The organism is Nitratidesulfovibrio sp. 1201_IL3209 (assembly GCF_036763125.1).
Taxonomy (GTDB): Bacteria; Desulfobacterota; Desulfovibrionia; order Desulfovibrionales; family Desulfovibrionaceae; genus Cupidesulfovibrio.
Genome location: NZ_JBAIYT010000009.1, coordinates 26,635 through 41,734 on the forward strand (window position 1 = coordinate 26,635; position 15,100 = coordinate 41,734).

A 15,100-nucleotide genomic window follows, 5' to 3' on the forward strand; every position below is an offset into this window, starting at 1 on the left:
AAAAAAAGACAACCACGTCGAAAACGTGGTTGTCTGTGCAATAGCCTACCAACGCCTTCACGGTTGGTAGGAGTTATCAGCTAGCGCGGTTCAGGGGAAACTCCATTCCCTGCTCTGAAATTACCCGCTCGGGCACGGAAAGTAAACCCCGTGTCGCCCACGGAGATACCGGCTCGCCGGGCCTGCCGGGGCGGCCTCGTCGCTGGTCCCGCCTGGCCGGGCGCGCCCGATGGCCTCCGGTCCGTCGCAGGAGGGCCGGTCCCCCGCGGGGGGACCGGCCCTTGGCCGTTCGGTGCGGCAGCCCGCCGTCGCACGGGCTACAGCGTCAGCACCGAGGCGTCTATGAGTTCGCGGCGCATTTCCAGAAAACGCATGCTGGTCAGGTCGCGCGGGCGGGGCAGGTCCACGGTGTAGGTCTGCCGCACCCGGCCGGGCAGCTTGCCTTCGATGGTGATGATCCTGTCGGCCAGGAACAGCGCCTCGTCGGTGTTGTTGGTCACGAAGACCACGGTGCGCTTGTCGGTCTGCCAGATGCGCTCGGTCTCCTGTTCCATGAAGATGCGCGTCTGGGCGTCCAACTGGCCGAAGGGCTCGTCCAGCAGCATCACCCGTGGCTTGTTGGCGTAGGCGCGGGCAATGCCCACGCGCTGCTTCATGCCGCCGGAAAGCTGGTGCGGGTAGTGCTTCTCGAACCCGGAAAGCCCGACCAGGTCGATGTAGTGCATGGCGAGGTCGCGGGCTTCGTCCCTGGGCAGGCCGCACAGCTTCGGTCCCATTTCCACGTTGCCGAGCACGGTCTTCCACGGAAAGAGCATGTACCCTTGGAACACCAGGCCCCGGTCGGCCCCCGGTCCGGTCACCGGCTCTCCGTCCAGGGTCACGGTGCCGGTGGTGGGCGTTTCCAGCCCGGCGATGATGCGCAGAAGCGTGCTCTTGCCGCTCTGGCCGGGGCCGAGGATGACCACGAATTCGTTGGCCTGCACGTCGATGCTCACGTCCTCGAGCACCGGCACTTCCTGTTTGCCCTTCTGGATGAAGGTCTTGCTCACGTTGCGGCATTCGATCACGGCGTCGTCCCTTCCTTTGGGGTCTGGGGTTCCGGCGGTGGGGCTACAGGCCCACGATCTTGCGCTTCCACGGACACAGCTTGCGTTCCAGCGCGGTGACCAGCAGCGTGGTGCCCCACGCGGCCGCCGCGATGACCGCCATGCCGCCGATGACCATGGCCGGTTGCGACAGGTTCATGCCCTGCACGATGATGTACCCCAGGCCCGAGCGGGCGCTGACCAGTTCCGCCGCCAGCACGCAGGTCCAGGCGATGCTGAGCGATATCTGCAACCCCGCGAAGATGGCCGGGAACGAGGCCGGAAAACAGACGTGCAGGATTTCGTCGCGGCGCTTGCCGCCCAGCATGCGCACCACGTCGTACAGTTCCGGCTCCACCAGGCGCACGCCGTTGTAGGCGTTGAGCAGGCAGGGCACGAAGGTGCCCAGCACGATGATGAACACCTTGGACGTCTCGCCGATGCCGAACCACAGGATGGAGATGGATATCCACGAGATGGGCGGCATGGGCTTCAGAAGGTCGAACAGGGGCTTGACGATGGCGTTGACGTAGCGGTTCAGGGCCATGAACAGGCCCAGGGGCACGGCGATGGCGGCGGCGATGGAAAAGCCTATCACCACGCGCTGGGTGCTGGCCCACACGTGGCCCCACAGGGTCAGTTCCGCCAGTTCCTCGCGGGTGAGCACCGCCAGTTGTTCCAGCACCTCGTGCGGGCGGGCCAGGGCGCTGCTGCCGCCGCCCAGCACGTTGGAGCGGGCCAGCCAGTCCCACAGCCAGAAGAACGCAACGATGGACACGGTGTGCAGAAACCAGCGGTTGGTGAGGATGCGGCCGAGGCTCATGGGGCCGCGGTCCACCACCTGTCCCACGGTCTCGTTGGCGATGGAGGAGCTTGCGGCGTTGCACGTGGCTTCCTGCGACATGGTCTACCTCCTGATCCCGGCCAGCAGCCGCTTTTCCACCCTGTCGATGATCACGCCGATGAAGGCGCCGGTCAGCCCCACCATGAACATGCCCAGCACCACCATTTCGGGCATGGCCAGCCGCCTGCCCATGGTGATCATGAACCCCAGGCCCGCGTCGGCGGCCAGCAGTTCCGCGGCCACCAGGTTGGTCCAGCAGCAGGCCAGGGCGATCTGCAACGCGCCGAAGACCATGGGCAGGGCCGAGGGGATGCACAGCTGCTTGAAAATCTGCCAGTCGCTGGCCCCGTAGGTGCGGGCCATCTGGATGAGCGTGGGATTGGTCATCTTGACCCCCACGTAGGCGTTGATGACGCACGGAACCAGCCCCCCCAGCCAGATGATGAAGATCTTGCCGGGCAGTCCGATGCCGAACCAGAAGATGGTCAGGGGTATCCACGCCACCGGCGGGATGGGGCGGATGATCTCGAAGATGGGCCGGGCAAGGCCCTCGGCCACGTTGAACCAGCCCATGGCGAGGCCCAATGGCAGCCCCACGGCCAGGGCCAGGAAATATCCGCCGAAGGCTTCCTGGATGCTGATCCAGGCGTGCTGGTGCAGCAGGGCGCCGTCGGGGTCCACGTTGGTGAACTTGTCGAACAGAAGCTGCGTCACGGTTGAAGGCGCGGCCAGCATGGTATCCGGCACGACCCCGGTGCGCACGATGATCTCCCATGCGATGAAGAACGTGGCCACGCTGACGACGGGCAGCACCTTCAGCGCCAGCGGTGTTCTTACGACAACCTCGCGATATGCGGTCATGCATGCCTCCGGTGTCGGCGGTGGAGGGGAGCGGCGCCCGCCCAGGGCGGAACGGGCGCCGCGGGAAAGCGGGTTACTTCACGGTGGGAACCAGCTTCAGGAACTTGTCGGTGATGTAGTAGCCGGTCAGCAGCTTTTCGCCTTCGGCGGGCTTCAGCTTGCCGAGGTCGGTGAAGAACTTCACCAGGTCCTTCTGCCATGCCTGCACCTGGCTTTCGCCGGCGGAGGCGTCGAACATCTTCAGCTGTTCCTGCAGGGTGAACACCGGGTGCAGTTCCAGGTCCATCTTGGCTTCTTCCTCGGTCATGTTCAGACCGGCCCACTTCAGGAAGCGGGCGTATTCGGGGGCCAGCTTCACGCCTTCGGAGCGCAGGGCGTCGATGCCCTGGAAGTACACCTTGAGGAAACGGGCCACTTCCTCGGGGTTCTTGTCGCAGTATTCCTTGTCGCCGATGAGCACGATGGGCACGAAGCCGCCGGCCGTCTTGACGTCGGAGGCGACCTTCCAGCCCTTCTTGAGGCCGTTGTACATCTGCGGCGCCCACAGGACCACGGCGTCGCCGATGCCCTTTTCGAACGCGGCCACGCACTGGGCGGGGTCCATGTTCTTGATGATCACGTCCTTGTCGGTCAGGCCCAGGGCCTTCAGCCACAGGCTCATGGCATAGTGGCCGGACGAGATGGTGGTGGCGAGGATGGTCTTGCCCTTGACGCTTTCAGGCGAGCCGTACACCTCGGGGTGCTTGGGGTTGAAGCCCTTGGTCTTCAGGATGGGGCTGTCCGGGCGCACCAGCACCGCGTTGGTCACCGACTCGTCGTTGGCGATGGCGATGAGGTAGGCGTTCTGGCGCAGCGCGCCGAACATCATGGGCACGCCGCCCGTGCCGCCCACGACCCACTGTTTGGCGGGCAGGGCTTCGATCTGGGCCATGCCCGAATCGAACATGTGCAGCTTGAAATCGAACCCGGCCGCCTTGTCCCAGCCCTGCTGCTTGGCATACCAGGGCACGAACGTTTCGTGCTCCGCCTGCCACGTCGTATCCAGTGCCTTCACCTCGGCGGCGAAGGCCGTCGCCGTCATGGCAAGAAGGGCCATCACGGCAGCCGCAAATCCAACCCAACGTTTCATCCGAAGCATGGTCAGACCTCCTTGAAGCGGGTTACGGTAGACTGTCTGGGCGTATGCTCTTGCCATTCCGAGTTCCCTTGCGGGATTACCACCATCTGATGAGGTCCGTGACGTGTTCACGGATGCGCACGAATTCCGGGTCCATGAAGTCGCGCGGGCGGGGCAGGTCCACCTTCACTTCCGCCTTGATGCGCGTGGGCTTGTTGGACAGCACGAGGATGCGTTCGGCCACGTAGACCGCCTCCTCGATATTGTGGGTGATGAACAGCACGGTGCTTTTCAGCTTGCGCCACAGGTTCACCAGTTCGTCCTCCAGGTAGAACCGCAGCTTCACGTCCAGCTGGCCGTAAGGCTCGTCCATCAGCAGCAGGTCGGGGTCCACGGCGAAGGCGCGCGAGACCGCGATGCGCTGCTGCATGCTGGCGGATATCTGGTTGGGGTACAGGCTGGCGCACTGGGTCAGCCCCACGAGGTCGAGGATGTGGTCCATCCGTTCGTCGATCTCGCGCTGGGGGCGGCCCTTGACCTCCATGCCGTAGGCCACGTTTTCGCGCACGGTGCGCCATGGCAGGCAGGTGGGTTCCTGGAAGACGTAGGAGATGTTGTGGCGTTTGGGATCGGCCGGGGTGCCGTCGATGAGGATCTGGCCGGCCGAGGCGGGCAGGAGACAGGACAGGGCGTTGAGGAAGGTGGTCTTGCCGCAGCCCGTGGGCCCGACGATGGCCACGAACTCGCCCTCGGCCACCGAGAAGGAGATGTCGTTGAGCACCAGCAGTTCACCGAACCGCTTGGTGAGATTGCATACTTCGATCTTGGTTCGTGGTCTGGCGGCGTCTTGCACGGGTACGCTCCATCGGCGGGGGGCGACCGCTCCTTCCGCATCCGGACCCGGACGCCCGGTCGGGGTCGACCGGGCCATCAGACCGGATGCGGAGGAGGCGGGCCGCCGCGTTGACAGGGGCGGCGGATTCCGCGTCGTCGTCATGACTCCGGGGGCCGGGCGTACCCGGCCGGCCCCCGCGCGGGGACCGGCCGTGCCCGGCTCCCCGTCTTACAATACCTCTTCCACCTGAATGGGCGGCAGCCGGAAGGCTTCGGCCACGGCCGGGTAGGTTATCTTGCCGTCCACCACGTTGAGGCCCTTGCGGATGTCCTCGTGGCGGCGGCAGGCTTCCTTCCACCCCAGGTCCGCGATGGTCAGGGCGTAGGGAAGGGTGGCGTTGGTCAGCGCGGCCGTGGAGGTCATGGCCACCGCGCCGGGAATGTTGGCCACGCAGTAGTGATTCACGCCGTCAACCATATACACCGGATCGGCATGGGTGGTGGGGCGCGAGGTTTCGAAGCAGCCGCCCTGGTCGATGGCCACGTCCACCAGGATGGAACCCTTGCGCATCAGCTTCAGGTCTTCTCGGGTGACCAGGCGGGGGGCCTTGGCGCCGGGCACCAGCACCGCGCCCACCACCACGTCGGCCTGGGGCAGCAGCTTGCGGATGGCGTAGGGGCCGGACATCATGGTGATGCAGTTGGGCGGCATCACGTCGCTGAGGTAGCGCAGCCGGTCCAGGTTCTTGTCCAGCAGATACACCGTGGCGCCCAGTCCGCAGGCCATCTTGGCCGCGTTGATGCCCACGATGCCCCCGCCGATGACCACCACCACGGCGGGCTCCACGCCGGGCACGCCGCCCATCAGCTTGCCCATGCCCCCGGTGGGGATTTCCAGGTACTTGGCGGCCTGCTGAATGGCCATGCGCCCCGCCACCTCGGACATGGGGGTGAGCAGCGGCAGGGAGCCGTCCGCCTTCTGGATGGTCTCGTAGGCGATGTTCACGCTGCGCGCCGCCACCAGGGCGTGGGTCTGCTCCTCGTCGGCGGCCAGGTGCAGGTAGGTGAACAGTATCTGGTCCTTGCGCAGCAGCCCGTATTCCGACGGCTGCGGCTCCTTGACGTGCATGACCATGCCGCACTGGGCGAAGATGGTCCGCGCGTCGGACATGACCGCGCCTGCGGCCACGTACTCGTCGTCGGGGAACCCCGCGCCCGCTCCCGCCCCGGTTTCCACCATCACCTGGTGGCCGTGGGCGCGCATGGCGACCACACCCGCGGGCGTCATGGCCACGCGGTTCTCCAGCACCTTGATCTCTTTCAGAATGCCGACCTGCATGGGATGCTCCTGTGAGGTGATTGCGGGTATCAGCCGAGCACCTTGGTCATGGCCGCGCGCAGCGCGCGGAGAATGACGTCGATGTCATCCCGGGTGACCACGTAGGCCGGGGCGATGTTGATGATGTTGTTGTGGCCGGGCAGGCTGCGGTTGGTGCGGCCCACCAGCACGCCGCCCGCCGCCATTTCGCCCACCACCTGGATGACCTTGCCTTCGGGCAGGGGCTTCCGGCTCGCCTTGTCTTCCACCAGTTCCACGCCGCACAGCAGGCCCTTGCCGCGAACGTCGCCGACATTGGGCAGAACAGTCAGTTCCCGCAGGCCCGCCAGCAGATAGTCGCCCATGGCCTTCACGTTTTCGAGCAGGTTTTCCTCCTCGATGATGTTCATGTTCTCCAGGGCGGCGCTGCACGAGGCGGCGCACCCGCCGTAGGTGCTGATGTCGCGGAAGTAGGCCAGCTTGTCGGCCGGGTCGTGCAGGAAGGCCTTGAAGAGGTCTTCGGTGGTGACGGTGACCGAGATGGGCATGTAGGCGCTGGCCACGCCCTTGGCCATGGTCACGATGTCCGGGGTGACCCCATAGTGCTGGTAGCCGAACATGGTGCCGGTGCGGCCCATGCCGCAGACCACTTCGTCCATGATCAGCAGCACGCCGTGGCGCCGACAGACGGCCGAAAGCTCGGTGTAGTACTCGGCCACCGGGGGGATGACCCCGCCGCCCGCCGTGATGGGCTCGACGATGAGGCCGCCGACGGTCTCGGGACCTTCTTCCTTGATGATGCGGTCGACCGCCTTGACGCAGTCGAGGTCGCAGCCGGGGTAGGTCTTGCCGAAGGCGCAGCGGTAACAGCAGGCGTGGGGGAATTCGACGAAGCCGGGGACGAACGGGCCGAACCATTCCTTGCGTTCGGCCTGGCCGGTGGAGCTCAGCGCGCCGATGGTGGTGCCGTGGTAGTCGCGGGCGCGGAAGAGAATCTTTTTCTTGGCGGTGTTGCCCGAAATGTGGGCCAGCGCCCGGATCATCTTGTAGGCCTTTTCGTTGGCCTCGGACCCGCTGTTGGAAAGGTAGACCCGCGACAGGCCCGGCATGTGCGAGATCAGCTTTCTGGCGAACTCGATGTACGGGATGTTGCCGGCCGTGGCCGCATAGTAGGGCATGGCCCTGAGCTGTTCGTACACCGCCTTGGCGATGCGTTCGCGGCCGTAGCCCACGTTCACGCACCACACGCCGCCGGACGTGGCGTCCAGGTATTCCTTGCCGTTGATGTCCCGCAGCTTCAGTCCGTCGGCTTCGACCACGATCATGGGGCCTTTGCCGGCGAGGGCCTGGTGCTGGACGAGGTGATGCCACACGTGGGCCATGTCGGCCGCCGTGTATGCCGCTGGGTCATGCTTCAGGCTGGGGCTCATGTCCTGCTCCTTGTGTTGTCAGGAAAAAACGAGGGCACCTGTGATGCGGACCGCGGGAAGCGTACCTCCGGGCGGGAATGATGCGGATATGATCCGTTAATGGGCAGTGTTCCGGGCGGTCCTCCAGAAAATTGGGGCAAAACGGCGAAGGTTGCGACCTTCTTTTTTCGCTTTGTCTAGACAAAGAAATGAGGCTTTGCTATTTTTCTGTCAAGCGTTTTTTACGACGGGCGGGAACTCGGCGTAAAACTACTTCAACACCGTGCATTGTCAGGTAAAGGCGGCACGGTACGACCCCCCGAGGAGGCTTTGAAATGCCCAAGATGACCCCCAGTGAAGCAATGGCGGAAGTGCTGGTGCAGGAAGGCGTCACCCATGTCAGCGGCATTCTCGGCTCCGCTTTCATGGACCTGCTGGACCTGTTTCCGGCGGCGGGCATCGATTTCATTTCGGTGCGCCACGAACAGACGGCGGGCCACATGGAGGACGCCTTCACCAGAATGACTGGCAAGGCAGGCGTTTGCATCGGCCAGAACGGCCCCGGCATCACCAACTACGTCACGGCCGTGGCCACGGCCAACATGGCCCACACGCCCATGGTGCTCATTTCGCCCAGCGCGGGCAGCATTTCGGTGGGCTGGGACGGCTTCCAGGAGTGTGACACCTGGAACTTGTTCAAGCCGATCACGAAAGCGTCACTCCGGGTGCCGCATCCCAAGCGCGCCGCCGACATCCTGCGCACGGCCTTCCGCATCGCCTACGCCGAACGCGGCCCGGTGCTGGTGGACATCCCGCGCGACTTCTTCTACGGCGAGCTGGACGAGGACATCCTGGCGCCGTCGCAGTACCGCGTGGCCCCCGGCGGCATCGGCAACCCCGAGCAGTTCCGCGACGCGGTGGAAGTGCTGAAGGCGGCCAAGCGCCCGGTCATCGTCTCCGGCCGCGGCGTGGTAGATTCCGGCGCGCTGGAAACGGTGAAGGCCCTGGCCGAGCACCTCAACGCCCCGGTGGCCTGCACCTACCTGCACAACGACGCCTTCCCCTGCGACCACCCGCTGTGGACCGGCCCCATCGGCTACATGGGCTCCAAGGCGGCCATGCGCATCCTGCAGCAGGCCGACGTCATCCTGGCCATCGGCACCCGGCTGTCCTACTTCGGCACCCTGCCGCAGTACGACATCAACTACTTCCCCAAGACGGCCAGGATCGTCCAGATCGACATCAACCCCCGCCACATCGCCAAGACCCACCCCGTGGCCGTGGGCCTGTGCGCCGACGCCAAGGACGCCTCCGTGGAACTGCTGGCCCGCGTCCGCGAGGCCATTCCGAATCCCAAGCGCGACGAGGCCGTGTACGCCAAGGTCAAGGCCGAACTGGACGACTGGTACAAGGAAATCGCGGCCATCGCCGACGAACCGGTGGCGGAAGGCCGCATGCACCCGCGCAAGGCGCTGGAAGTGGTGGGCCGCTTCGTCACCGAGCACAACGCCATCGCCACCACCGACATCGGCAACACCTCGTCCACGGCCAACAGCTACCTGCGCTTCCGCAACGCCAAGCGCTCGGTGGCCACGCTGACCTTCGGCAACACCGGCTTCGCCTACCAGGCGGGCCTTGGCGCGCAGCTGGCCTGCCCGGAAGACGCGGTGGTTGCCATCGTGGGTGACGGCGCGTGGGGCATGAGCCTGTTCGAAGTGCCCACCGCCGTGCAGTACAACCTGCCGGTCATCGCCACCGTGTACAACAACGGGGCCTGGTGCGCGGAAAAGAAGAACCAGGTGGACTTCTACAACAACCGCTTCGTGGGCGCGGACATCTGGTCCAACTCCTACGCCAGGATCGCGGAAGCCATGGGCGCCGTGGGCTACAAGGTGAACACCCAGGCCGACCTGGCCGATGCCCTGGACGCCGCCCGCAAGAGCCGCAAGCCCTCGGTCATCGAGATCATGACCGACGGCACGCGCCTGGCCCCGCCGTTCCGGCGCGACGCCCTGGCCCTGCCCACCCGGCACCTGCCCAAGTACGAACATCTGGACAAGCGGCACTTCCCCAAGTAGCCGCCGCGAAACGGCCATACGGCAACGGCGGCGCGCCGGACGGCGCACCCGAATGGTGCGCCCGAATGGTGCGCAAGGATGAACCCGGACAGGTCATGGCTGATGCCCCGACCCGGCGCGCCGCCAGTGCCATTTGCAGAGACATGGGAAGGCCGGGGTGATTCCCCCTTCCCCAAAGTAGAGGACGCGGACCGGCACCCTTGCGGGGGTGCCGGTCCCGTTCCCGGCCCACGGCACGGCGTCTTTCCTCGTGCGGGCCGCGTCCGGGGCAGCATCCGGCGCAACGTCCGGGCTCCCGTGGGCGTTTCCCTTTCCACACCCAAGGCAGGTGAGCATGAACCCCTTCCTTCGCACCCGTGTGTACCGCGGCCCGGTGCGGGCCGTGGTGCTGGACTGGGCCGGTACCGCCGTGGACCACGGCTGCCTGGGCCCGGCCGCAGTGTTCGTGGACGCCTTTGCCCTGCACGGGGTGGAGGTGACCGTGGCCGAGGCGCGCGAACCCATGGGCAGCGAAAAGCGCGAGCACGTGCGCCGCATGCTGGCCATGGACGGCGTGGCGGCCCGCTGGCGCGCCGCGCATGGGCATGCCCCCGGCGAAGCTGCCGTGGACGCCGTGTACCGCGACGTTGAACCGCTGATGCTGCGCACCATCGCCGCCCATGCCGCGCCGGTGCCGGGCCTGGCGGAATTCGTGGACCGGGTGCGCGGCCGGGGCATGGGCCTTGGCTCGTGCACCGGCTACACCGGTCCCATGATGGAGGTGCTGGCGCCCGAGGCGGCCCGCCAGGGCTACAGCCCCGACGTGGTGGTGCATGCCTCCGAGGTGCCCGCCGGGCGTCCGTATCCGTGGATGTGCTACCTGAACGCCATGCGGCTGGGGGTGCATCCCATGGAATCCATGGTCAAGATCGGCGACACCGTGGCCGACGTGCACGAGGGGCGCAACGCGGGCATGTGGACCGTGGCCGTGGTGCGCACCGGCAGCGACGTGGGCCTTTCCGAGGCGGACGCGGCGCGCATGGACCCGGACCTGCTGGCCGGGCGCGTGGCCATTGCCGCCGCGCGGCTGCGCGAGGCCGGGGCGCATTACGTGGTGGATTCCATCGCGGACTGCTTTTCCGTCATCGAGGCCATCGAGTCGCGCCTTGCCCTGGGAGAGACGCCATGCCCGACATGAAGCCGCCGCGTGACGTTTCGCACGATGCACCGGGGGCTGGCCTGGGGCGCGCATCCGTGATACGCGGGCATGACCCCAAGGTACGGGCTGTGGCCTGCCGCCAGCGGGACGGCCGGGAACCGGGACATGAGGGCGAATCGTGCCGCACTGCGCCCAACGGCGCGCGCGGCCATGGGAAGGACATGGGCAAATCCAAGTATCTCGTCATCTACGAATGGCTTTCCGGGCAGATCCGGAACAAGGTGTACCAGCCGGGGGACAAGATCCCCAACGAGAACGAACTGGCCGCCATGTTCGGCGTGCACCGCATGACGGTGCGCCAGGCCATCGACAAGCTGGTCAACGACCACATGCTGGTGCGCAAGCGCAGCAAGGGCACCTTCCTGCTGTCCGAAAAGAGCCCGGTGCTCACCCGCTCGCTGGAAAGCATCACCACCTACTACGACGACATCGCCAGCGCCGGGCTGGAGCCGCACTACAAGACCATCGCGGCGGGCATAGAGTTCGCCGACGCCGAGGTGGCCGGGCATCTCAACATCGCCGTGACCCAGCCGGTGCTCTTCCTGTACCGGCTGATGCTGGCCAGCGGCGTGCCGCTGGTGCTGGAACGCTCCATCCTGCCCACCGACCTGGTGCCCGGCCTGCTGGAAAAGAAGCTGGACACCGTGCTCTACAAGATCCTGCACGAGGACTACGGCATGCGCCTGCTGCATTCGCGGCAGGAACTGGGCGCGGTGATGCCCACCGAGAACGAGCGCAAGTACCTGAAGATCGGCGACAACTGCCCGTGCATCTGGGTGGAGAGCGTGGTCTACAACGACGAGGGACGGGCCGTGGAATTCAGCCGCGCCCTGCACCGGGGCGACAAGTACCGCTTCCGGTGCGCCATCGGAGGGTACGTGTACGACAAGGACGGCAAGGCGGGGCAGGCCCCGCTTGCCGGGACGCTGGTGGACCCCGACGGCACCGGCGGGGCGGGTTCCGTCGGGAGGTGAGCAGGGGGGACGATGCACGTACAAGGCCGGGCTCCGCAGGGAGCCCGGCCTTTTCGCGTCCGTGAAATGCGGTGTGCGGGGGATTTCGCCGGGTCGGGGGCAGCCGTTGGTCTAGCGTTTGGGCGGCAGCAGCGACAACCACTGCGGGGCTTCCGGCGCAGGCTCCGGCAGCGGCGCGGCCTGGGGCGGGGCGGAGGGGGCCTGCTCCGGGGACGGGGCGGTATCCATGCCTGCCGGGTCCGCGTCCGGTTCCATGAACGGCTCGTCGAAGGCGGCCATGTCCATGTCCGGCCCCGTGCCGGACGGATCGACCGCGAAGTCGGGGGCAGGCCCGTCGCCGTCGCCGGGTGCCGGGCTGGCATCGCCGGGGTCTTCGGAAGCGGCTTTGCCGCCGCCGGTGGCCGGTGCGGCTTCGGCGTCCTTCGCTGCGTCAAGGCCGGTGGCGCCGTGTCCCGGAGCATCCGGCGCGGCGGAAGCGTCCACGTCCCCGGCGGGGACGGGCTCCGGCGGGAACGGGGCGTCCCATGCCGCCCCGTCGCCGGTGCCCTGCGCACAGGCGGCGCGGCACAGCGCCATGAAGGTGTCCATGTACGGCGGCACCCACTTGCCCCGGTGGCGCACCATGAGCACCGCCGTTTCGAAGGGCTGTTCCGCCCACGCCAGGGCGCGCAGGGTGCCCGCGCGCAGGTCGTCGCGCACGGCGGCCTCGGGCAGCAGGGTGATGCCCGTGCCGGAGGCGACGCAGCCGCGCAGGGCTGCGGCGCTGGAAAATTCAAGCCCGGCGGCGGGCTGCACCCCTTCGGTGGCCAGGGCTTCCTCGAATGCCGCGCGGTAGGCGCAGTCCGCCGTGGAAAGCGCCAGCGTGACCCCGTGCAGGTCGCGCGCGGTGACCCGCCCGCGCGTGGCCAGCGGGTGGTGCGGCGCGGCCACCAGCAGCAGCGGTTCCACGCCCAGGGCTTCCACGTTCAGGTCGCCCCCGCGCACGCTGTCGGCCATGACGAAGGCCAGGTCGGTGATGCCCTGGCGCAGGTCCTTTTCCAGTCCGTTCAGGGTGCAGGCGGTCAGGTGCAGGGCCACCTCGGGGTGGCGGCGGCGGAACGCGGCGATGACCGGCGGCAGGCGGTACGCGCAGAGCGATTCCGGCACGCGCACGGTGAGCATGCCGCGCAGGCGCGATTCGCCGGTGACCCAGGCCCGGGCCTCGTCCTCCACGTCGATGAGCTTGGCCGCATACTGCACCAGCCGTTCACCGGCTTCTGTCAGGGCCACGCGCCGACCCAGCCGTTCGAACAGCCGGACGCCAAGTTCCGTTTCCAGCGCGGCGATGCGCGCGGAAACCGTGGACTGCGCGGCGTTCAGTTCCGCCGCCGCGCGGTGGAAGCTGAGCAGGCGCGCCACTGCCGCAAAGGTTCTGAGATCACGAAGTTCCATGTCCGTCTCCGTTGATCGTTCGGAAACCGGGATTGACCGCACCGAAAGATATCGCCGGATTCGATTTTGAGCAATCAACATCCATCGCTTTAGATATTGGAAGGAGAGGGAAAGCCGGGTGGCCGGGCCGCAAAACGCAGGCGGGGCGCCCCGTCCGGAGCGCCCCGCGTCGTTGCAACGTCATTCCCGCCCGGCTAGCCGGTGGCCTTGGCAGCCTCGCAGCCGGACATGGTGCACACCACGTTGCGGCCATTGGCCTTGGCCAGGTACAGGGCCCGGTCGGCCTCGCGCACCAGTTCCTCCACGTTGGCGAAGGCGCCGGGGCGAAAACCCGCCACGCCGATGCTCACCGTGGCCGAAAGCTGCACGCCGTGGTGCTGCACGCGGCTTTCCTCGATGCGGTGGCGCAGCCGTTCGGCCAGCATGTGGCCCTGCGCTTCTTCCGTATGGGGCAGGATGACCACGAATTCCTCGCCGCCGTAGCGGGCCGCGAAGTCCGTGGTGCGGATGGAGTGGCGCAGCACGTCGGCCAGTTCGCGCAGCACCGCGTCACCCGCCAGGTGGCCGTAGGTGTCGTTGATGGTCTTGAAATGGTCCAGGTCCAGCAGCAGCAGGCTCATGGGGTGCCCGTAGCGGCGGTGCCGCTCGAACTCGGTGCGCAGCCGTTCGTCCAGGCTGCGGCGGTTGTGCAGCCGGGTCAGGGCGTCGTGGTCGGCCTGCAATTTCACTTCGCGGTAGACCATGGCGTTCTTCAGCGCCAGGGCCAGGTGCTTCATGGCCGAATCCAGCGCCTGGGCCTGGTCCTTGCCCAGCGACTGGCTGCCGTCGGTGAGGATGGCCAGCGCGCCCAACGCCTCGGAGCCGGTGCGCAGGGGCATCAGGATCACCCGGCCCGGCACGGGACCCGGCGTTGTCTGCGTGGCGCAGCCGGTGGGGTCGAGCGGTTCGGCCATGCCGAGCACGTGGGTGACGCGATAGCCCGCCACCGGCGCGTTGCCCAGCCGCCGGGCCGATTCCAGCAGCAGGTCCACCCATTCCACGTTCACCGGGCAGTCGGGCGCGGTGGCCACGAACAGTTCCGCCTCCAGTGCGCCCCCTTCCGGCACCGGGGGCCAGAAGATGCCGTGCACCGCCGTCACCGGCAGCAGCAGCGCAAGGTCCTCGCGCACGTTGCCCAGGATTTCGGCCGGGTCCAGGCTTTCCGTGGCCCGCGTCAGAAAGGTGACCAGGAACGACAGGGTGTCGTTCTTGCGGGCCAGCATTTCCCGCTCCAGGAAAATCTCGCGCGTCATGCGCAGGATGTCGTGGTACAGGTTGCGCGTTTCCACGGCGCGGCGCAGCACGTCCAGCACGCGGGCCCGGGTGAGCGGCGGCTTGATGACGTCGGTGAAACTGCTGTCCAGGGCCCGTTCGATCTCCTCGCGCGAGTAGCCGGACTCCAGCACCAGCACGCGGGGGACGAGGTCGAGGTGTTGCGAGCGGCCTTCGCGCTGGCTGGCGATGGAATTCCACGCAGCGGACGTAAGCCAGAACAGGCAGGGGTCGTCGCGCTCCATTTCCAGGGCGGACGGCGCGCGCCCCGGCGGCAGGGCGACGATGCGGTAGTCGCCGCCCGCGTGCGCGGCCAGCAGCCCTGCATCGGCCTCGGAAAGGCCCATGGTCCACATGGTGTGTTGCGGTGTTTTCTTCATGGTCCGTTCTTCCCCCCCGGGATATGCGGGCGTACGGGCGAAGTAGGGCCGCGCGCAAGCGCGGCCGGGCGTCGAAAACGCGACGTTTCGCCAGTTTGAAGCAAGAACCGGTCCATGTGGCTTCGAATGCGGGCCGGGTGCGATCCGGACGGGTGCCCGGTGCGTGTCCGGTGCGCAAAAGGGGCGGGTAGGAAGGGCCGGGCGGCGGCCACGGGCGGCAAGCTTTGCCGGGCCTTGTGGTTATGGACCTCGGGCATGGA

Annotated in this window: 12 protein-coding genes and 1 riboswitch; of the genes, 3 read left to right on the forward strand and 9 right to left on the reverse strand. The window is 67.1% G+C overall.

Annotated elements, in window-relative coordinates:
- Positions 1 to 60: 60 nt before the first annotated feature.
- Positions 61 to 119, reverse strand: a riboswitch (Fluoride riboswitch).
- Positions 120 to 317: 198 nt separating this feature from the next.
- The 7 genes from V6B97_RS06405 to V6B97_RS06435 form a co-directional block, all read right to left on the reverse strand.
- Positions 318 to 1,067 carry an ABC transporter ATP-binding protein gene (locus V6B97_RS06405; protein WP_333505666.1) on the reverse strand — a complete coding sequence of 250 codons (750 nt, stop codon included), beginning with the start codon at positions 1,065 to 1,067 and terminating at the stop codon, positions 318 to 320.
- 43 nt (positions 1,068 to 1,110) lie between these two features.
- The gene (locus V6B97_RS06410) at positions 1,111 to 1,989 is read right to left on the reverse strand and encodes an ABC transporter permease (protein WP_333505667.1); all 879 of its coding nucleotides are present in this window, start codon (positions 1,987 to 1,989) and stop codon (positions 1,111 to 1,113) included.
- A 3-nt stretch (positions 1,990 to 1,992) separates the two neighbouring features.
- A complete protein-coding gene (locus V6B97_RS06415; protein WP_333505668.1) occupies positions 1,993 to 2,790 on the reverse strand; it encodes an ABC transporter permease in 798 nt (265 codons plus the stop codon).
- A 73-nt stretch (positions 2,791 to 2,863) separates the two neighbouring features.
- Entirely contained in the window at positions 2,864 to 3,928 is a 1,065-nt protein-coding gene (locus V6B97_RS06420; RefSeq protein WP_442935469.1) for an ABC transporter substrate-binding protein, read from the reverse strand.
- 76 nt (positions 3,929 to 4,004) lie between these two features.
- Positions 4,005 to 4,760: an ABC transporter ATP-binding protein gene (locus tag V6B97_RS06425; protein ID WP_333505670.1), complete on the reverse strand. Its 756-nt coding sequence runs from the start codon at positions 4,758 to 4,760 to the stop codon at positions 4,005 to 4,007.
- A 210-nt stretch (positions 4,761 to 4,970) separates the two neighbouring features.
- On the reverse strand, positions 4,971 to 6,080 hold the full coding sequence (ald, locus tag V6B97_RS06430; protein WP_333505671.1) for an alanine dehydrogenase: 1,110 nt from the start codon (positions 6,078 to 6,080) through the stop codon (positions 4,971 to 4,973).
- Positions 6,081 to 6,109: 29 nt separating this feature from the next.
- Positions 6,110 to 7,489, reverse strand: a complete 1,380-nt coding sequence (locus V6B97_RS06435; RefSeq protein WP_333505672.1) for an aminotransferase family protein — start codon at positions 7,487 to 7,489, stop codon at positions 6,110 to 6,112.
- Between the two features lie 314 nt (positions 7,490 to 7,803).
- On the opposite strand from V6B97_RS06435, the gene xsc reads away from it, so the two are divergent.
- The 3 genes from xsc (at position 7,804) to V6B97_RS06450 (ending at position 11,718) form a co-directional block, all read left to right on the forward strand.
- A complete protein-coding gene (gene xsc / locus V6B97_RS06440) occupies positions 7,804 to 9,546 on the forward strand; it encodes a sulfoacetaldehyde acetyltransferase (protein ID WP_333505673.1) in 1,743 nt (580 codons plus the stop codon).
- A 334-nt stretch (positions 9,547 to 9,880) separates the two neighbouring features.
- The gene (gene phnX, locus V6B97_RS06445) at positions 9,881 to 10,723 is read left to right on the forward strand and encodes a phosphonoacetaldehyde hydrolase (protein WP_333505674.1); all 843 of its coding nucleotides are present in this window, start codon (positions 9,881 to 9,883) and stop codon (positions 10,721 to 10,723) included.
- A 182-nt stretch (positions 10,724 to 10,905) separates the two neighbouring features.
- The gene (locus tag V6B97_RS06450) at positions 10,906 to 11,718 is read left to right on the forward strand and encodes a GntR family transcriptional regulator (protein ID WP_333505675.1); all 813 of its coding nucleotides are present in this window, start codon (positions 10,906 to 10,908) and stop codon (positions 11,716 to 11,718) included.
- Between the two features lie 111 nt (positions 11,719 to 11,829).
- Here the strand turns inward: V6B97_RS06450 and V6B97_RS06455 are convergent, their stop codons facing one another.
- Positions 11,830 to 13,149: a LysR family transcriptional regulator gene (locus V6B97_RS06455; protein WP_333505676.1), complete on the reverse strand. Its 1,320-nt coding sequence runs from the start codon at positions 13,147 to 13,149 to the stop codon at positions 11,830 to 11,832.
- A gap of 194 nt (positions 13,150 to 13,343) precedes the next feature.
- A complete protein-coding gene (locus V6B97_RS06460; RefSeq protein ID WP_333505677.1) occupies positions 13,344 to 14,840 on the reverse strand; it encodes a GGDEF domain-containing protein in 1,497 nt (498 codons plus the stop codon).
- Positions 14,841 to 15,100: the final 260 nt, after the last annotated feature.